The following is a 19682-nucleotide window of genomic DNA, read 5'->3' as shown; positions in this document are numbered from 1 at the left end:
CAACGGAAAACATCCTGACAAGCATCGTCAACCCGCATTCAAGGATCAACACGCCACATGCAGATCACACCTCATCCATCGTTGAAGAAGCAGCTGCCATTGGAATGTAGAGAGTGGCTGGAACATGCTAAAGAAAAAGGAAAAATTCATCGTTACTCCAATGACTTACAGAGTTTTCTGAATGCCTCAGGGCCATTAAAGCCTAAGGCTTGGCTGCACCTCAGCCGCCTTACGCTGCATTACGAGGTCGCAACATGCGATGCATTCCTGCGCTCGGATGTGGAAACGCTGACCCGCTTGCTTCAACATGCAGTGCAGCTGCGTGCACTGCTATTTCGGTGGACTGGGATGTACAGCGACATGCGCCAGGATCTCGGCAACTGGCCGACCGAGTTTGCTGACAGCATGAGAGCCGCAGGTCCCGCCATGCTGTCGTGGTGGGATAGTGCCGAAACCTGCGCCCAGCTGTTCATCGAAATGGCCGAGAAAGACCAGCGGCTCAATACATTGCATGAAATGCGCCGCATCATGCATGGCAGCAGCGACGCGTTTTTGATCGGGCTGTTTTCCCAGGCATTTGGCATGCAGACCGACTTCGTTGCACCGGTCGAACTCATCCCCGAATATCAGGCGCTACTGGATCACTGGCATAGCCATGATGAAGCAATGTTTGCGGCAGTGATGCAGAAAGCGGCCGACTTCCACATTTCACGCAGCAAGCAAAACACCGATCACACCAGATACGAATTCGACGCAACGCTCGATCAGGTTTTTCCCGCCGAGCTACTGGCCGTGCAGGCGCTACGCCGCCGCCAGGGCCTGCCCGAGTTCAAGACCGATCATCTGTTGATCGATACGCCCTGGGCGTTCGTCCGGGACATGCCGCCAGTGGCACCGCATCCGTTGGCAGCGGCAGTGGAAGCACGCCTGGTGCAGGATTACCCGCAGTTTCGTTAAGCAATCCGCAGGCAATTGACCATCGCCGACCGAAGCGGTACACAGTGAGCCGACACCGGATGGGTAATGTGGCCAACGGAAAACATCCTGACTAGCATCGTCAACTCGCATTCAAGGACCAACGCGCCACATGCAGATCACAGCTCATCCATCGTTGAAAAAAAAGCTGCCATTGGAGTGTAGAGAGTGGCTGGAATACTCTCAAACAAAGAATGAGTACGAGGCTCACCTCCTTGCTGTTCAGCGCCACCTAGATAACTCTGGGCTATTAAATCCTAAGGCCTGGGTACCTCTTAGCCAACTGGCACTGCATTACGATGTAGCCAGCTGTGATGCGTTTCTTCGTTCAGATATAGACACACTCGCCCGCACACTTCAACACGCCGTCCAGCTGCGCGCCCTGCTATTTCGGTGGAATGGCATGTACAGCGACATGCGCCAGGACCTGGGTAATTGGCCGACCGAATTTACCGACGGCATGGCGGCGGCAGGCCCAGCCATGTTGTCCTGGTGGCAGAGCGCAGAAACCTGTGCCCAGCTTTTCATCGAGATGGCCGAAAAAGACCAGCGCCTCAACATCCTGCATGAAATGCGCCGCATCAAGCATGGCAGCAGCGACGCGTTCTTGATCGGGCTGTTTTCCCAGGCATTTGGCATGCAGACCGACTTCGTTGCACCGGTTGAACTCATCCCCGAGTATCAGGCACTGCTGGATCACTGGCACAGCCTCGATGAAACGATGTTTGCGGCGGTGATGCAGAAAGCGGCCGACTTCCACATCACCCGCAGCAAGGACGGCACGGACCAGACCATCTATGAGTTTGAAGCAACGCTGGATCGCGTCTTTCCCGCCGAGCTACTGGCCGTGCAGGCGCTACGCCGCCGCCAGGGCCTGCCCGAGTTCAAGACCGATCATCTGTTGATCGATACGCCCTGGGCGTTCGTCCGGGACATGCCGCCAGTGGCACCGCATCCGTTGGCAGCGGCAGTGGAAGCACGCCTGGTGCAGGATTACCCGCAGTTTCGATAAATCACTCGCGACAGGAGCAGGCCGACATGAACGCGACGAACCGCACCTCACGGACCAGCGACCTGGTGTCGCTTGCGCAGGCCACCGACGCAACCGGCCAGGTGGATCTGGGCGCCTACCAGGCATACCGGCTCATCAACGCCCACCAGACACTGGATGGGATGGATGCCGCAGGCGTGGTGGATGCCATCATGGCCTCGCCGGTCTATGCCGACGAACGCGGCAGAGCGCAAGTGGGCCAATTGATCGAGGCCATCTCCAGCCGCTTGCCGCCGGCCGATGCACGGCGGTTCGACGCGGCCCTGGATGCGGCGCAGCTCGATGAGTCGTGGGTCGAGCGCAACTATGAGCGCTATGTGGAAGAGCCGCTTGGCGCTGCCGCGCACCAGGCCAAGGCGGGGCTGGGGCAGGCGCTGGCCTGGAGCGACCAGCAGATCAGCGACAACCTGGCGGCAGCGCGGCGCTGGGCGCAAACCGCGCCGACACAACCGCAGAACCTCTACCTGGACCGGGCCGCCAGTGAAATGGCTGCAGGGTCGCAGGAAGCGTATGGCGCGCTGAAAGGCGCCACGCGGCATGGCCTGGCCATGCTGGGCGACACCGTGGAACTGGCCGCGCTTGCGCACCAGTTCAGTACCGACCGCGATTTCCGCAATCTGCTCATCGGCGCGGCCTCGGTGTATGCCGCCCAGGCCATCGACGACCCGGCCAAGCTCCCGCGCGACCTGCGTAACGCGGCGATCGGCGCCTGGAACCAGTGGGAAGCCGGTCTGGAGCAAGCCACGCGCGACGGCAAGGAGCATGAATACCTGGGCGATGCCAAGGGTGCCGCGGCGGTGGAAATCATCGCCACCTTCGTGCCTGTCAGCAAACTGACCAAGCTGGCGCATATTGCCCAGGTTGCGCATGCCGGCGAGGAACTGGCGCCGGTTGCAGGACGCGTTGCCGGCACGCTTGAGCGCAAGCAGGCCGGTGCACTGGCCGCAGACCTGGTCGAACTGGCCCAGGACGCGCGCCACGTTCAGGTCAGCGGCGGCCTGGCCGCCGATGGCGCCAACCTGATGTTCCACGGCCTGGCCGGGGTCAAACGCAGCCAGGGCGAGCTGGGCGCGCTGGTGGATGGCTTGCATGCGTCGGGCAACCTGGGTGGCCTGTTGCAAAGCGGCGCCTTGTCGCCCAGGGAACTGGCGCATCTGGCACGCCGCGATGTGACGCTGTTCGATGGCGAGGTGTCCTTCCATGCGGCCATCGATGCCTATGTGGGCAAGCGCGCGTTGACGGAACTTGAGAACCACGAGGTTGGCGCGATCGGCGAGGCGCTGGTGTCGCATGACCTGGCGGCACGCGGGTATACGGATCTGGTGCCGATCCAGAACAATTCCGGCCATGGCATCGATGTGGTCGGCATCAACCCGCAGACCCAGCGCTGGGAGAGTTTTGAAGTGAAGGCCTCCGTGCAGGGGATTGCACGTAGTCAGGGCGGTGATCCGGAGCAGTTTGTGGTCAGTCGGCTCAATAGAGCGATAGCTAAACAGGGCCAATGGGCGCCCCAAAATACGTGGGAAGAGCAGGCACAATCAACTGCCGCAAGAGTTCTTGCTGAAGCGCGGGATATCACCACCGGCAAAGTCGATATCGAAGCAAACTGGGCCAAAGTCAATCTCGCGCGCGACCCTGCCACCGGCACGCTCACCGGCACACCGGAGATCGGCAAATGGATGACCCCGGCAGAACGACATCACGAGCGCGCGTTGCCCCGTAAGACACCTGCGCCACGCTCACCTGCCGATGCCGATCACCCCGACCACGCCTTGCATCAACAGATCAAAGGCAAGGTCGCCGAGCTGGACCAGCAGGCCGGCCGCAGCTTCGATGCCACCAGCGAGCGCATGACCGCCAGCTTGCTGGTGCTCGCCAAGAAACAAGAGCTGGCGCGGGTTGACCATGTGCTGCTGGGCACCCCAAGCGCCAACCCCGATGCAGTGCAGAATGTCTTCCTTGTACAAGGCTCGCCGACAGATCACGCCATGGTCCGCACGTCCATGCCGACACTGCAGGCCATACAGACCCCTGTCGAGCAATCTCACCAGCAGCTGGAGGTCATCAACCAACGGTTGGCGCAAGAACACGCACAACAGCAGGCGCAGCAACAGGCCACCGATCAGACACGCCCGCCGCCCGGGCCGCAACTCACCGTGTAGGCACCCTGTGGCAAGCAGGCGCGACACAGGCACGCCCGCTACAAACCCTCCAACGTGCAGGCAGACGCCGCGTAGCGCGCAGGGCAAACGGGCAAACGCCCCCCCCACCCGTGCGCGGGCTGTCACGTCGTGAATTTGGGCGCAGCCTCCGCCAGGGCCACCTCGACACCGCTTACAATTGCCAGATGCCGGCCGGCCGAAATGGCAGCTACACGCGGCCCACTGCGCACAGCGATGCGGCAGGTGACCGGCATGGATCAGATGCCCCTTTGCCCAGGAATTGTCGCCATGACCCGTGGACCTGTCCGTCTCGACGTTGCCGTCAGTTATGCGTTGCCGCGCGCCGGCCTGCCGTCGTCGGTGAGCTTTCGCAAGTGGGTGGCCGCTGCCTTGAAGGGACGCATCCGCGAGGCCGACCTGGCGGTGCGCGTGGTCGATGAGAAGGAAGGCTGCGCGCTCAACCACCACTACCGCGGCAAGGATTACGCCACCAACGTGCTGAGCTTCCCGGCCGAACTGCCGGAGGGCCTGCCCAAGGGCATCAAGATGCCGCTGCTGGGCGACCTGGTGATCTGCGCGCCGGTGGTGGCGCGCGAGGCGGCCGAACAGGGCAAGTCGCTGGCCGCGCACTATGCGCACCTCACCGTGCACGGCACCTTGCATCTGCTGGGCTGGGACCACGAAGACGACAAGGAGGCCGATGCGATGGAGCAACTGGAACGCGAGATCCTGGCCGACCTGGGAATCGAAGACCCTTACGCGGGGGAGCGTTGATGCGCGCGTTGATGGCAATGAGCTGCCTGCTGCTGAGTCCGGCAGCGGCATTGGCGCAGGGCGCGCCGGTACGGCCCGATCTGCCGGCACTGATCGAATGCCGCCAGCGCATCGGCGACTTCAACGCCTTGGCGCCGGTGCTGGCCGACCCGCTCAAGGCGGTGGCGCTGGGCTGGACGCCGCTGGACCAGTCCAACCTGTTCATGACCGAATACACCCTCAACACGCCCATCAAGGTGTTCGGCCACAGCACCCACCACATCGCCTTTTCCGGCGCCAGCATCATGGCGATCCTGGACCTGCCCGATCCGCGCCCGCTGGCCAAGCAGTTGGACCTGGAGCTGGGCGTGGATAACGCCGACAAGGTCATGTACGGGCGCGAGCTGGTCAGCGAAGACACCATCAACCCCAAGACCGGCGAGGCGATGATCGAATCGGTGGTACTCAGCGTGACCAACGTCAAATCGCATCCGGGCAAGACCGTGGTGGGCTGCGGCTACAGCCTGGACCTGCCCTGACCCGGGCCTGGCAACGCATCCACAGCGTGTGGCCGGCTTCCTGCTAGACTGCTGGTCCATGCCTGGTTTTCCGGGTGCCGTCCCCCGTCATGATGTCAGAAGACGACAGTAGCTACAGCGCAGACCCCCCCGAAAAACGCCGCAGCTGGCTCGAACGCCTCAGCGCGGCCTTCTCTGGCGAACCCCACACCCGCGACGAACTGATCGCGCTGCTGCGGACCGCCGAACAGGACGGCCTCATCGCCGCCGACACCTTGCGCATGATGGAAGGTGCCATCGCCGTCGCCGAGCTCACCGTGGGCGATGTGATGATTTCGCGCTCGCAGATGGTCTCCCTGCCGGTGGAGGCGCGCTTCATCGACCTGATGAAGCAGGTGGTCGAATCCGGCCATTCGCGCTTCCCGGTGCATGGCGAGAACAAGGACGAAGTGCTCGGCATCCTGCTGGCCAAGGACCTGCTGCGCGGCGTGGTCGCCGACAACGGGCCTGGCAACATCCGCGAGCTGCTGCGCCCGGCGGTGCTGATCCCAGAGTCCAAGAAGCTCAACGTGCTGCTCAAGGAATTCCGCCTGTCGCGCAACCACATGGCGATCGTGGTGGACGAGTACGGCGGGGTCGCCGGCCTGGTCACCATCGAGGACGTGCTGGAGCAGATCGTCGGCCAGATCGACGACGAACACGACGACGCCGAAGAAGAGAATTCGCTGATCGCCATCCAGGCCGATGGCCGCTACGTGGTCGATGCGCTGACGCCGATCGAGGACTTCAACGAGCGCTTCGGTGCCGAGTTCCCGGACGACGAATACGACACCGTGGGTGGCCTGGTCACCGATGCCATCGGCCATCTGCCGGAAACCGGCGAAGAGCTGACACTGGGACGCTTCGCATTCCGCGTGGCCAAGGCCGACGCGCGCCGCGTGCATGCCTTCCACGTCACCATCTTGCCGCCCGACCCGCAGGACGACGCTTGAACCAGCTCGCCCGCAGTGCCTGCACGGCGCCGCAGCGCGGCGGCGCACGGCGGTGGCTCGCCTGTTGGGCGCTGCTGCTGCTGACGCTGCTGGCCGCGCCGCTTGCCGTGGCCCAGGCGGTCCAGGCGGTCCAGGCGGTCCAGGGCAAGGCTGCCCAGGGCATTGCTTCGGCGGTCGCCCCGGCGCCACGCGTCGGCGTGCTGACCATGCAACCGGGCGAAGTGTTCTTCGAGCGCTTCGGGCATGACGCCATCGTGGTGGTGGACCCAGTCAGCGGGCAGGCCACCTCGTACAACTTCGGGTTCTTCGACCCCAGCGAGCCGGACTTCGTGCCGCGCTTCGCGCGTGGCGAAATGATGTATTACCTGGTGGCGCTGCCACTGGAAGAAGACCTGTCGCAATACCGCAACGCCGGCCGTGGCGTCAGCGTGCAGTGGCTGGATCTGCCGCCCGAGCAGGCACGCGCACTCGCCGACGGGCTGGCGGTGCGCAGCCGCCCGGAAAACGCGCGCTATCACTACGATTATTTCGAAGCCAACTGCGCCACGATGGTGCGCGATACGCTCGATCGTGCCATGGGCGGCACGCTGAAGTCGCAACTGGCCGGTCGCTCGCGCGGCAATACCTACCGCAGCGAGGCGATACGCCTGGCCTCCCCTGCCCCGTGGATGTGGCTGGGCTTCGACCTGGGCCTGGGTCCGTACGCTGATCGCCCGCTGTCGCGCTGGGAAGAAGGCTTCGTGCCGATGCGACTGGCCGACAGCCTGACCCAGGTGCACACCAGCACCGGCCGGCCGTTGGTGCAATCCACGCAAGTGTTGTTGCCGCACCGCGTCGCGCCCGAGCCTGCCGAACAGCAGCGGCAGTGGTGGCCGTGGCTGCTGGCCGGCGTGCTGGTGGCCGCCGGCGTGCTGGCGCTGCGTCGCCGGCAACGCCTGCTGGCCGGGCTGGCACTGCCGTTCTGGCTGCTGTGCGCCATCGGCGGCGGCCTGCTGGTGTATCTGTGGGGCTTCACCGCGCATCAGTCCGCGTGGGCCAACCGCAACCTGTTGCTGGTCAATCCGCTGTGCGTGCTGCTGTGGTTTGGTGGCATCCGGCTACAGCTCGGCCATCGGCCGGGCCTCTGGTTCAATGGGCTGTCCTGGCTGGTGGCGGCCGCGGCGCTGCTGGCACTGGTGATCCACTGGCTCTCGTTCCAGGCGCAGGACAACCTGCAGTGGGTGATGCTGCTGTTGCCGATCCACGCCGCGCTTGCGATCGCCCTGCAGCCGCGCGACGTGTCGCTTCCTCGACGTTGACCCGACGATGTGCCCATGAACAGCCACGGCCGCCATCCAGACAATCCGTCCTGCGTCATCACCTGTGCCTATTACGATGGCGATGGCAAACGCCACGACATCGGCCTGGAGCAGATCAGCGACGTGCTGGAGCGCCCGGATGGCTTTGTCTGGGTGGGACTGTACGAGCCGCAGGAGTCGGTGCTGCACAAGCTGCGGGACGAATTCGGCCTGCATGACCTGGCCATCGAAGACGCGCTCAAGGCGCATCAGCGGCCCAAGGCCGAGAGTTACGGCAACTCGCTGTTCGTGGTGGTCAATACCGCACAACTGGTCAACGAGCGTATCCGTTACGGCGAAACGCATGCATTCCTGGGCGAGCGGTTTCTGCTGACCGTGCGCCACGGCGCATCGCTGTCGTACACGCCGGTGCGGCATCGGGTCGAGCGCGAGCCGGCCATGCTCCGCATGGGTGCCTCGTTCTGCCTATATGGCGTGCTGGATTTCGTGGTCGACAACTATCTGCCGATCATGGACGAGTTCCGCGACACGCTGGAGCGCCTGGAAAAGGACATCTTTGCCGACGACTACAAGCGCGAAACGGTGGTGCGGCTGTATGAGCTCAAGCGCGAACTCAACAAGATGCGTCTGGTGGTGGCGCCGTTGCAGGACGTGCTCTCGCAACTCAAGCGCAACCCTGGCTCATTGATCCACGCAGAAGTGGGCATCTATCTGCGCGACGTACTCGATCATGCGGTGCGCATCAACGACGCCATCGACACCTTGCGCGAGATGCTGGGCACCGCACTCAGCGTCAACCTGTCGATGGTAACGATGGCGCAAGGCGAGACGGTCAAGCGTCTGGGCGCCTGGGCCGCACTGCTGGCCGCCCCCACGCTCATCACCAGTTGGTATGGCATGAACTTCACCCACATGCCCGAACTCGACAAACCCTACGCCTACCCCCTGCTGGTGGGCGGCATCGTCGCCTCCTGCCTGGTGCTGTATCGCCTGTTCAAGCGCGCGCGGTGGCTGTGATGGCCGCGTTGCGGCCTGGGAATCGGGAATCGGGAATCGGGAATGGGGAATGGGGAATGGGGAATGGGGAATGGGGAATGGGGAATGGGGAATGGGGAATGGGGAATGGGGAATGGGGAATGGGGAATGGGGAATGGGGAATCGTAGAAGCGATTTCCCTCTTTCTGATGGAGGTAGGGGATTAGCAACGTTCATTTGCTCCAATGCCTCAGTGAGCCGCTCTACCGATTCCCCATTCCCGATTCCCGATTCCCAGCCGTCAAGCCACATAGATCGTCTTGATGTTCATGAACTCATGGATGCCGTGATCGGCCAGTTCGCGGCCGAAGCCTGAGCGCTTGATGCCACCGAACGGTAGCCGCACGTCGCTCTTGACCACCGAGTTGACGAAGGCGGCGCCGCACTGCAGCTGCTGGGCGACGCGTTCGCCGCGCTTGGCATCGGCAGTCCAGACGCTGCCGCCCAGGCCGAAGCTGGTGTCGTTGGCCACGCGCACGGCCTCGGCCTCATCGGCGACGCGAATGATAGAGGCCACCGGTCCGAAGAATTCTTCGTGATAGGCCGGCATGCCCGGCGCGACGTGGTCGAGGATGGTCGCCGGGTAGCCGGCGTGGGAGCCGGGCACCGGTTCGCCGCCCAGCAGCACCTTGGCGCCCTTCGCCACGCTGGCCTGCACCTGCTTGTGCAATTCATCGCGCAGGTCGGCGCGCGCCATCGGTGCCAGCGTGGTGCTCTCCTGCTGTGGATCGCCGACCACGCGCTTGGAGGCGGCAGCAACGAAGCGTTCGATGAAGCGCCCGGCGATGGCCTCCACCACGATGAAGCGCTTGGCGGCGATGCAGGTCTGCCCGCTGTTGTCGAACCGCGACTGCACCGCCGATTCCACGGTGTGCTCCAACTGCGCATCGTCCAGCACGATGAAGGCATCGCTGCCACCCAGTTCCATCACGCACTTCTTCAGTTGATCGCCGGCATTGGCAGCAAGCGAGCGCCCGGCGCGTTCGCTGCCGGTCAAGGTCACTGCGGCAATGCGGTCGTCGCGCAGCACATCCGCGGCCTGGTCGTTGTCGATATGCAACACGTCGAACACGCCTGGCGGAATACCGGCGGCATCCAGTACCGCCTTCATGGCATCGGCGCAGCGCGGCACGTTGCTGGCATGTTTGAGCAGCGACACGTTGCCAGCCATCAAACCAGGCGCCAGGAAGCGGAACGCCTGCCACAACGGAAAATTCCATGGCATCACCGCGAACACGCAGCCCAGCGGTTCGTAGCGCACGTAGCTCGATTGCGCCTCGGTGGGAATCTGGCGCGGTGCCAGGTAATCGGCCGCATGCTCGGCGTAGTACGCGCAGGCCTGCGCGCACTTGTCCACTTCGGCCAGTGCTTCGGCGCGGAGCTTGCCCATCTCTGCGGTCATGATGTGCTGCAGGTCCTCGCGCCGGCGGGTCAGCTCTTGGCCCACACGGCGCAGCAGCGCGCCGCGCTCGGCTAGGGGCAAGGCCGCCCAGGCTGGAAATGCTTTTGCCGAGGCTGCCAGACGCTTCTCGATACCGGCGCTGTCCAGGGTGTGCTGGGTGTGCTCGACCTGGCCATCGGCCGGGTTGACGGTGTCGTAGGACATGACGTTCTCCAATGATAAGGCGGCCAATGCTAGACCCGCACGAGTTGCCGTTGCGTCACAGACGCCTGAAATCGATGTAACGCTGTGTCCATCGCACTGCGACGCAGTGCCGGACACCTGCGGCACTGGCGAAAACCCATCGGCACGGCCGCTTGTCACACCGGCTGGCGGTTCGCGGACTGTCTGCAACGCATCGTCGCCAGCCAGTCCCGCTGCCGCCAGATCCAGGCTGCCAGCCTCGCGTGAAGCGACCGTCGATCCGCAGGCACGGCCTCAACGCGTCTCCTGCTGCGCCTCGCTCCAGCCCAACCCCAGGCTCTTCTGCAAGGCCACGTAGTTCACCAGCAGTTGCACCTGCGCCTGGGCGGCGGCGTCCTGCGCGATGAACTGTTGGCGCTGCACATCCAGCAGGTCGATGGACGAGGTGGCGCCGGCATCGCGGCGTTGCTGCATCAGCCCGGCCGAGCGCGTGGCCGAGGCTTCTGCCTGGCGCGCCACCACCAGCTGTTTGCGCGCCGAGCCGAAACGCGACAGCGCCGCATTGGCATCCTGCAAGGCACCCAGCACCGCCGCCTCGTAGGCCGCCTCACGGCCGGCGTTGCCGGCACGCGCCTGGTCCACCTGCGCACGGGTCTTGCCGAAATCGAAGATCGACCAGCGCAGCATCGGCACCGCCAGGGTAGTCAACGCATCGGAATTGAAATCGCTGGGTGAGCCGGCCACCCAGCTCAGCCCGCCCAGCAGGGTCACCTGCGGGAAATAGCCGTTCAGCGCCTCGCCGATCTGTGCGCTGGAGGCAGCCAGCGCGCGCTCGGCCTTGCGCACGTCCGGGCGACGGCGGATCAGCGCGCCGGCATCGTCCACGCGCACCTGGGTGGGCAACATCGGCAGCGGCTGGGTCGTCCTCAACTGGGCGTCCAGCGCGCCGGGCTCGCGCCCGACCATCAGCGCCAGCTGGTCCTGCGCTTCCTGCGCCTGCATCTCCAGCGGCAGGCGTTGCGCCTGCTGCTGTTGCACCTGGGTGGCGATCTGTTCGACCTGCAGGTCCGAGGCAGCGCCCTGGGTGCGGCGTTGCTGCACCAGCTGCAGTGATTGGCGGATCTTGTCCAGGTTGGCATCGGCAATTGCCAAACGCGCCTGCAACCCACGGTAATTGAGATACACCTGCCCGACTTCGGCGGCCAGCTGCACCTGCGCGTCGGCCAGTTCGGCTTCGGAGGCCTGCGCCTGGGCCAGTGCGCCTTCGGCGGCACGACGACGACGACCGAAAAAATCCAGCTCCCAGCTGGCGTCGAAGCCAGCGCTGTAGATCTCGGTCTTCTCCAGATCCAGCGCCTGGCTGCCTTGCGCCGGCGGCTGCCCTTGCTGGCCGTTCTGCAGCCCGCCCAGGGTGTCCACGATGGTCTGCGGCGGCTCGGCATACGCATACACCGCACTGGCATTGAGCTTGGGCAGACGCTCGGCGCGGCGCTGGCGGGCCAGCGCGCGGTTGGCGCGCAGGCGGGCCTGCGCGGCGCGCAGCGTGGGGCTGTCGGCCAGCGCCTGGGTCACCAGCCGGGTCAAGGTGGGGTCATGCAGTTCTTCCCACCAGTGGTTCACCGGTGCGGCGGCCACCACCTCCGCGCCGCTGGCACGATGCAGTGCCGGGGCCTGTATCGCCGCATCGGCCACCGACGGTGGCTTGGTGTAGTTGGGGCCAAGCATGCAGCCACCGAGTACAACGGCGCTCAACGCCGCGGCCAGCGGCATGCGGAACAGGCGCATGGAATCAATGCATCGCAAGGTGCGTCCCCTTGGGTAACGGCTTGAGCAAAAAGGCCAGCGGGATCGTGCACACCACGATCATGCCGAAGATCCAGAACAGGTCGCTGTAGGTCATCACCAGCGCCTGCTGTTGCACCACCCGCGCGAACTGCGCAATGGCCGCAATCGCCGCCTCGCCCCCCGCGCTGCCGTGCATCTGCGCACTCAGGCCGGCCAGCGCCTCCTGCGCACGCGGCGCGTTGGCGGTGATCGAGCTGCCGATGGTTTCGGTGTGGAAACCCATCCGCCGCTCCTGGAAGGTGGAGATCAGCGCCAGGCCGACCGACCCGCCCAGGTTGCGGCCGGCATTGAACAGGCCAGAGGCATCGCCGGCCAGCTCCGGCGGCACCGAGGAAATGGCCGCCTGGTTGAGCGACATCATCGCCAGTGCCAGCCCGCAGCCCTGCAGCAGCTGCCCGGCGACGAAATGCATGCCCACCGTATCGGCGGTCAGCGACAGGTTGACGAAGCAGGCGGCGGCAAAGCACAGCAGGCCGGCGATCACCAGGATGCGCACGTCCACCACGTCCAGCAGCTTGGGCATCATCGGCATCAGCAACACGGTCGGCAGCCCGGACAGCAGCAGCACATAGCCGGCCTGCTCGGTGTTGTAGCCGGAGATCACCGCCAGGAACTGCGGAATCATGTACATCACGCCGAACAGGATCATGCCCACCGCCATGATCATGATGAACACCGCACCGAAGCTGCGATGCAGCAGCAGCGACAGGTGGATCACCGGGGCGCGCTTGCGGAACTGGCCAACGATCAACGCAATGAAGCCGCTCAGCGCGATCAGGCTCAGCGTGTTGATCTCGCTGGATTCGAACCAGCGTTCGCGCTGGCCTTCTTCCAGCACCACGGTGAGCCCGCCCAGACCCGCAGTGAGACCGTAGATGCCCAGCCAGTCGGCATCGAGCAGGCCGGCCCAATTGCCTTTCTCATGCTCCAGCCCCAGCAGCAGCAACGCCACCAGGCCCACGCAGATCGGCACGTTGATGAAGAAGGCGTAGTGCCAGCTGACGTTTTCGGTGAGCCAGCCACCCAGCAGCGGGCCGATCACCGGCCCCATGATGACGGTCATGCCGAACAGCGCAGTGCCCATGGTCTGCTGGCTGGGCGGCAGCCGGGTGGCCACGATGGTCAGCGCGGTGGGAATCAGCGCGCCGCCCGCCAGGCCCTGCCCCACCCGCCCGACGATCATCATGGTCAGCGAGGTCGACAGCCCGCACACCACTGAAAACGCGGTGAACATCACCGCGCAGATCAGCAGGAAATTGCGCAGGCCCAGCGTGCGTACGAACCAGCCGGTGAGCGGGATCATGATGATCTCGGCCACCAGGTAGGCGGTGGAGATCCAGGTGCCTTCGGTGCCGCTGGCGCCCACCTCGCCCTGGATGGTCGGCAGGGCCGCGTTGACGATGGAGATGTCCAGCGTGGCCATGAACGAGCCGATGGTGCCGGCCAGCACTGCCAGCCACGCGCCGGGGCTGGCCTTCTCGCGGCCTGCGCTGCCGCCGGCCCCCTGGCCGGTGACGGCCGCTGCGCTCATCGCGCGCGCTCCTGCTCCTGCACGCGGTCCGATTCTGCTTCGGCGCGCTGCTTGGCGTCCTTGGCCGAACGGGTATCCACGGTCACTTCCACCGACATGCCCGGTACCAGCACCTTGCGCGCCTCGGTGCCGGCCAGCACGCGGATGCGCACCGGTATGCGCTGCACCACCTTGGTGAAGTTGCCGGTGGCATTTTCCGGCGGCAACAGCGCGAACTGCGAGCCGGTGCCCGGCGACAGGCTCTCGACCTTGCCATGCAGCTTCACGCCCGACAGCGCGTCCACTTCAATTTCGGCCGGCTGGCCGGGGCGCATCAGGCCGACCTGGGTTTCCTTGAAATTGGCGACCAGGTACAGCGATTGCTGCGGCACGATGGTCATGGTGCGGGTGCCCGCAGCCAGGAATTGCCCTTCCTGCACGGTCTTGTCGCCCACCCGGCCGTGGATACGGCTGATCAGGCCGGTGTCTTCCACCGCTACGCGTGCCTGGTCGGCATCGGCGGTGGCCTGCTTCAGGCCGGCCTGGGCCTGTTCCAGCTGCGCCCTACTGGCCTGGATCTGGCTTTGCGCCCCGGTAGCCTGCGCCCGCGCGGCGTCGTACTGGGCGCGGGCGCGCGCCAGGTCGTGCTGCAGGCTTTCCTGGTGCTCGTGGGTGTCCGCGCCGGAGGCCGCCAATGGCGCGAAGCGCTTCACTTCGGCCTGGGCGAAGGTGAGGCTGGCGGCGGCCGAGGTCACCTGGGTACGCGCCTGCACCAGCGCCGCTTCCTGGCCGGCGACATTGGCAGTGGCGGCCACGATATCGGCCTGGCGTGCGGCAATGGCCGCTTCGGCCTGCTGCAGCGTGGCCTGGTAGGTGCGATCGTCGATCTGCAGCAGCGGCTGGCCGACGTCCACGATCTGGTTGTCGCCCACCAGTACCTTGGTCACATAGCCGCTGACGCGCGGCGCCACCGCCACCGAGTCGGCCTGCAGATAGGCGTTGTTGGTGTCCTGCAGGTAGCGGCCCTTGATGAGGTAATAGGCCAGCCAGATCACCAGCAGCACCACGACCAGCACGCCCACCAGGATCAGGGTCCACCTGACCTTGGGATTCTTCAGCGGCGACGGCTTTGGCGGCGGCTGGGCCTCAGCGCCCTGGGCATCGGCAGGCGCATCGCGGCCATCGTTGGACGGGGGGACTGGGTTGCTCAAGAGAAGCGTCCTGTGTGTCGTGGGCGGGGTGCGCAAGGGCTCGCCGCAACAGCGGCATTGGCGAACGCGCCGGAAACCATACAATCATTTGAACCCATCGGTACAGATTGTGTGATGAGCCTGCTCAGCCATCGCTGGGGTCGCCCCGTGGGCTACTGGCGCAGCAGGCGGCCTGCCAGCACATGCCGCGCACCGTCCGTGCCGCCGCGTTCGCTACCGCGCTCAAGTTTTCGCGGCCCGGGCCGTTAGTTGGTCTGACGGTTCGATCCACACGGCCAGCCGATGTCTCCAGGTACCTTAAATCGCAATAGTGAAAGCGCAGTCCTGCCGCAGCGCGTACTGCTGGTGGAGAATTCGCGCACGTTCACCAGCATGCTGCGCGAAGCCATCGAGCAGCGCGTGGAACTGCCGGTCACGGTCGTGTCGACCCTGGCCGAAGCGGCACGCGTGCTCGACGAGGAAGATGGCTGGTTTCTGGTCCTGACCGGGCTGGTGCTGGTGGATGGTGACCGCGACAAGGTGGTGGAGTTCTTCCTGTCGCGCAACCTGCCCACCGTGGTGGTCAGCGGCGTCTACGACGAGGATCTGCGCCAGCGCGTGCTGCAGCAGCAGATCATCGACTACGTACTCAAGAACGCGCCGGGCAGCATCGAATATCTGGCCTGGCTGGTGCAGCGCCTGGAACGCAATCGCCGCATCGGTGCGCTGGTGGTGGACGATTCGTTGTCTGCGCGCACCTACGCAGCGGCACTGTTGTCGATGTACGGCTACCGCGTGGTGCTGGCCGCCGACGGGGCGGCGGGGCTGGAAGCGATCGAACGCGACGCCGGCATCCGCCTGACCATCGTCGACCAGGAAATGCCCGGCATGGAAGGCGTGGAATTCACCCGCCGGCTGCGTGCCATCCGCTCGCGCGACAAGGTGGCGGTGATCGGCATCTCCGGCAACAGCGATTCGTCGCTGATCCCGCGTTTCCTGAAGAACGGCGCAAACGACTTCCTGCGCAAGCCATTTTCCCGCGAAGAATTCTTCTGCCGCGTCTCGCAGAACGTGGACCAGCTGGAACTGATCGGCACGCTGCAGGACCTGGCCACGCGCGACTTCCTCACCGGCCTGCCGAACCGGCGCTACTTCCTGGAGCAGAGCCAGCGGGTGATCCCCAAGCTGCTGTCGCAGGACCAGACGGTGACTGCGGCGATGGTCGATATCGACCACTTCAAGCACATCAACGACACCTGGGGCCACGAAGCCGGCGACCAGGCCCTGCGTGCGGTGGCCGCCTCGGTGTCCGGGCATGCGCGCCCGCAGGACCTGGTGGCACGCTTCGGCGGAGAAGAGTTCTGCCTGCTGGTACCGGGGCTGGATGCGGCCAACGCCACGAGTTATTTCGAGACCCTGCGCGAGCGCATCAGCGCGTTGCGGGTACGCGTCGGCGATGACACGCTGAGCATGACCGTGAGTATCGGCGTGTGCATTGCCAGCAAGGACGGACAATCCCTGCATCATCTGCTGGGCGAAGCCGACAAGTACCTGTACCTGGCCAAGGCCGGCGGCCGCAACCAGGTGCGCTTGGCGAGCTGATTGCCAGGACGCCGCGCTGCATGGCGTGGCAGCACACGCCGCGTCTGATGCAAGAAGCCGGGTCCGGATATAGCCACGCCCGCACTTACCTGCACAAGGTGTCAGGCAACGACGATGCCCCGTCGGAACGCACCCGAGCGCGACGAAGCGTTACCGGAGACACCTCGGCGCGCCTGGCGCCCAGCTAGCTGGAATGCTTGCCGCCAATCGTCTGCCGGCGCGGTCGCCGCGCGACCATCAACGCCAGCAGGCTCAGCACCGCAGTGGCACCCAGATAGTAGCCCACCGCCTGCACGCCGTAGCGCGCGGCCAGTTGCGTGGCGACGTACGGCGCCGGTGCCGCGCCCAGGATGCTGGCCAGATTGAACGACAAGGATGCGCCGGTGTAGCGCACCTCGGTGGGATACAACTCCGCCAGCAAGGTGCCGCAGGGCCCATAGGTCAGCCCCATGAAGAAGAATCCCAGCGACAGGAAGCCAAGCACCTGCAGTGGATGGCCGGCCTGAAACAACGGCGCAAACGCCATCCCGAACGCAATGATGGCGATGCTGGCCAGGAGCATCGCCAGCGGCGCCCCATGGCGGTCGCCGAACTTCGCCGACAGCGGGATGCCCAGCGCAAAGAACACGATGCCGGCCATCTGCAGCAGCAGGAATTGTTCCTTGGCGTAGCCCAGGGTCTTGGTGCCATAGCCCAGCGCAAAGACGGTCATCAGATAAAACAGCACGAAGGTGGCGAACGCGCCCAGGGTGCCCACGATCAACGCCGGCCAATGCTGCGAGATCACCGTGCCCAGCGGCAGGCGCACGCGTGTCTTGCGATCCAGGGTCTTCTGGAAATCCGGGGTCTCGGTGATGCTCAGGCGCACCCACAACCCGATGGCGACCAGCAGCGCGCTGGCCAGGAATGGCACCCGCCAGCCCCAGGCCAGGAAATCGGCATCGTCCAGCAATGCCCCCATGCCCAGGAAGGTGCCGGTGGACAGCAAAAAGCCCAGCGGCGCGCCCAGCTGCGGAAACATGCCGTACCACACCCGTTTGCCGGGCGGGGCGTTTTCGGTGGCCAGCAACACCGCCCCGCCCCATTCGCCGCCCAGGCCCAACCCCTGACCAAAGCGACACACCGCCAGTAGCGCCGGCGCCAGCACGCCGATCTGCGCATAACCGGGCAACAGGCCGATCGCCACCGTGGACAGGCCCATCGTCAGCAACGCCGCCACCAGCGTCGCCTTGCGGCCAATGCGATCGCCAAAGTGGCCGAACACCGCCGAGCCCACCGGCCGCGCGATGAAGGCCACCGCAAAGGTGGCCAGCGACTGCAGCATCGCCGCGCTGCCATCGCCGGCCGGAAAGAACAGCGCGGGAAACACCAGTACCGCCGCAGTGGCGTAGATATAGAAATCGAAGAATTCGATGGTGGTGCCGATCAGGCTGGCAAACAGCACGCGCGCAGGCGAATTGGTGGGCGTAGCAAGCGACGCGGCGGCAGTCATCGGTAGTCGGCATCCGGAAACAAGACGGCCGATTCTGGCAGATCGCGGCAGGGCTTTGCGCAGGCCAACCGATTGGTAAAAGGGGTCTTCGCGGATCACTGTGGGTGCAATCGAGCATTTTCGGGTAGCGCGGGCAGGAAGCTGGCGATGATCTTGAGCCTCAGGAACTCCTCGTCGCGATAGCCGTAGGCGCTGCGCTGGATGACCCGGATCTTGTTGTTGAGCCCTTCCACCAGGCCGAGGCTGACCTTGTTCTCCGGCCTGCAGTACGCCGCGATGCCGTCCCAGTGCCGCTCGATCATCCCCACGAACGTCTGGTAGGGCACAAGCCGCTGCCAGCGCAGACTCTGCTTCCAGCGCTCGAAGAACTCCCGTGCACCTCGCTCGGTGCGGTAGCTCCACAGCTGCCCGAAGGACTCTTTCAGCAGGTACGCCGTGTTCAGACGTTTGTTGGCCGCCAGCAACTTGGCGAGCGCCTTTCGACCGTCCAGGGTAAGGTTTTCGCGATTGCTCAGCAGGGTGTAACGCTGGCCCTTGATGTAACTGCGATCCTGGCCTTGAAGGCGCTTGTACTCGTCGCGCCGCACCTGATCGAGCGCGTCGGACAGGTGGCGCATGATGTGGAATTTGTCGAACACGATGCTGGCGTTGGGCGCGTTCTTGCCCACCGAGTTGCGAAACGGCCGCCACATGTCCATCACCGCCACGTCGATGCCGGCGCTACGTTTTGGGCCCAATTCGGCGAAGAACTGGTCGATGTCCGCCTCGGTGCGCCCACTGCCGCCGAACCAGATCGGTCGGCCGCGCTCCAGATCGCTGACCACAACGCGGTAGTCATGGCCCTTGTGGATCGCGATCTCGTCGATGCCGATGGCGCGCGGCGCCGGCGTCCCCGCCCGGCGCACCTGCTCGGCCATGTACAGCTTGGACAGCTCCTTGACCGTGCTGTCGTGCAGGCGCTCCAGCTCAGCCACGGCCTTGTGCGTCATGCTCCGGCACAGATTGCCCACATGCAGGGCGAATCGCTCGGTGTAGCGCGGATTCTTGGCCAGCCAGTCCAGCCGCTCTACGTGCACGCCGCCGCACCCCGGGCAATCGACCCGCCAGCGCTCGAACTCCACGAACAGCATCCAGCCGGCCGCCCGCAAGTCGCGGGCGCGGCACAGGCGCTTGTCGTAGCGGCTGCGACACCGATGGCCACAGTTGGAACACACGGCCGTTTTTTTCGGCGCCGCAAGGTCACGATCCGCGCCTTCGGGGCGCCGAACACGCCCTTGAGCGTGGACTCCGCCGCGAAGCCAGGGAAGGAAAACAACTCACTCAGCCGACGGCCCGTTTTCATGCAGAACACCGCGTCAAGAAGTCAGCACAGGATGTACCACCTTCTGGGACGGTGGAAAGGGCCTGTTTCCAAGGCTCAACGCAGATTCAGGGGCCTCAAGGCACCCACACGAATCCGCGATGAGCCGGTAAAAGTTGCAAGCGTGACCGACAGTGCTGTGGGCCAGGACGTCCTCACCCGCCCAAGGCGGACGACAAGGTGTCGCCAGCTGTTGCTTAAAGTGCTTCGGTTGCAAAGCGCCTGTTTTGTGGCGTCGCTTCGACGATGTCCCGCTAAAGCTTTGTCGGTTTGCAGGAGGCCCTTGCCCGCCCACCATCGCGGGACACGCCGCA

The 19682-nt window shown here is 65.0% G+C and carries 15 protein-coding genes; 9 read left to right on the top strand and 6 right to left on the bottom strand.

The window, feature by feature from the left end:
- The first annotated feature begins 57 nt into the window (after window positions 1-57).
- The 8 genes from ACCQ13_RS10115 to ACCQ13_RS10080 all read left to right on the top strand — a co-directional run bounded on the left by ACCQ13_RS10115 (window position 58) and on the right by ACCQ13_RS10080 (window position 8766).
- Entirely contained in the window at window positions 58-957 is a 900-nt protein-coding gene (locus ACCQ13_RS10115) for a hypothetical protein (protein WP_274391918.1), read from the top strand.
- A gap of 130 nt (window positions 958-1087) precedes the next feature.
- Entirely contained in the window at window positions 1088-1987 is a 900-nt protein-coding gene (locus ACCQ13_RS10110) for a hypothetical protein (protein WP_146090338.1), read from the top strand.
- Window positions 1988-2013: 26 nt separating this feature from the next.
- Window positions 2014-4188, top strand: a complete 2175-nt coding sequence (locus ACCQ13_RS10105; protein WP_274391917.1) for an XVIPCD domain-containing protein — start codon at window positions 2014-2016, stop codon at window positions 4186-4188.
- A gap of 288 nt (window positions 4189-4476) precedes the next feature.
- Window positions 4477-4962 carry an rRNA maturation RNase YbeY gene (ybeY, locus tag ACCQ13_RS10100; protein ID WP_104604367.1) on the top strand — a complete coding sequence of 162 codons (486 nt, stop codon included), beginning with the start codon at window positions 4477-4479 and terminating at the stop codon, window positions 4960-4962.
- The gene (locus tag ACCQ13_RS10095) at window positions 4962-5480 is read left to right on the top strand and encodes a hypothetical protein (RefSeq protein WP_104604365.1); all 519 of its coding nucleotides are present in this window, start codon (window positions 4962-4964) and stop codon (window positions 5478-5480) included. The genes ybeY and ACCQ13_RS10095 overlap by 1 nt, the downstream gene beginning before the upstream one ends.
- A gap of 92 nt (window positions 5481-5572) precedes the next feature.
- Window positions 5573-6451, top strand: a complete 879-nt coding sequence (locus ACCQ13_RS10090; RefSeq protein WP_104604379.1) for a CorC family transporter — start codon at window positions 5573-5575, stop codon at window positions 6449-6451.
- Window positions 6448-7749 (top strand): lipoprotein N-acyltransferase Lnb domain-containing protein, encoded by a 1302-nt coding sequence (locus ACCQ13_RS10085; RefSeq protein ID WP_274391916.1) that lies wholly within the window; start codon window positions 6448-6450, stop codon window positions 7747-7749. The genes ACCQ13_RS10090 and ACCQ13_RS10085 overlap by 4 nt, the downstream gene beginning before the upstream one ends.
- Before the next feature lie 15 nt (window positions 7750-7764).
- Window positions 7765-8766, top strand: a complete 1002-nt coding sequence (locus ACCQ13_RS10080; protein ID WP_274391915.1) for a magnesium and cobalt transport protein CorA — start codon at window positions 7765-7767, stop codon at window positions 8764-8766.
- 259 nt (window positions 8767-9025) lie between these two features.
- Here the strand turns inward: ACCQ13_RS10080 and ACCQ13_RS10075 are convergent, their stop codons facing one another.
- The 4 genes from ACCQ13_RS10075 to ACCQ13_RS10060 form a co-directional block, all read right to left on the bottom strand.
- Window positions 9026-10390: an NAD-dependent succinate-semialdehyde dehydrogenase gene (locus ACCQ13_RS10075; protein WP_274391914.1), complete on the bottom strand. Its 1365-nt coding sequence runs from the start codon at window positions 10388-10390 to the stop codon at window positions 9026-9028.
- A gap of 273 nt (window positions 10391-10663) precedes the next feature.
- Window positions 10664-12154 (bottom strand): efflux transporter outer membrane subunit, encoded by a 1491-nt coding sequence (locus tag ACCQ13_RS10070; protein ID WP_274391913.1) that lies wholly within the window; start codon window positions 12152-12154, stop codon window positions 10664-10666.
- Between the two features lie 4 nt (window positions 12155-12158).
- A complete protein-coding gene (locus ACCQ13_RS10065) occupies window positions 12159-13745 on the bottom strand; it encodes an MDR family MFS transporter (protein WP_104604353.1) in 1587 nt (528 codons plus the stop codon).
- Window positions 13742-14935, bottom strand: a complete 1194-nt coding sequence (locus tag ACCQ13_RS10060) for an HlyD family secretion protein (RefSeq protein ID WP_104604351.1) — start codon at window positions 14933-14935, stop codon at window positions 13742-13744. The genes ACCQ13_RS10065 and ACCQ13_RS10060 overlap by 4 nt, the downstream gene beginning before the upstream one ends.
- Window positions 14936-15217: 282 nt before the next feature.
- Between ACCQ13_RS10060 and ACCQ13_RS10055 the strand changes: the two genes are divergently transcribed.
- Window positions 15218-16516, top strand: a complete 1299-nt coding sequence (locus ACCQ13_RS10055; RefSeq protein ID WP_104604349.1) for a GGDEF domain-containing response regulator — start codon at window positions 15218-15220, stop codon at window positions 16514-16516.
- Between the two features lie 184 nt (window positions 16517-16700).
- On the opposite strand, the gene ACCQ13_RS10050 is transcribed toward ACCQ13_RS10055, so the two are convergent.
- Together ACCQ13_RS10050 and ACCQ13_RS10045 are read right to left on the bottom strand one after the other, a co-directional pair.
- Window positions 16701-18008: an MFS transporter gene (locus ACCQ13_RS10050; RefSeq protein ID WP_104604347.1), complete on the bottom strand. Its 1308-nt coding sequence runs from the start codon at window positions 18006-18008 to the stop codon at window positions 16701-16703.
- 95 nt (window positions 18009-18103) lie between these two features.
- The gene (locus tag ACCQ13_RS10045) at window positions 18104-19222 is read right to left on the bottom strand and encodes an ISL3 family transposase (protein WP_159406496.1); all 1119 of its coding nucleotides are present in this window, start codon (window positions 19220-19222) and stop codon (window positions 18104-18106) included.
- Window positions 19223-19682 lie beyond the last annotated feature (460 nt).

The organism is Xanthomonas sp. NCPPB 1638, from assembly GCF_041475635.2.
In the GTDB taxonomy this organism is placed as follows: Bacteria; Pseudomonadota; Gammaproteobacteria; order Xanthomonadales; family Xanthomonadaceae; genus Xanthomonas; species Xanthomonas cucurbitae.
This window is presented reverse-complemented; position numbering and strand designations above follow the sequence as displayed.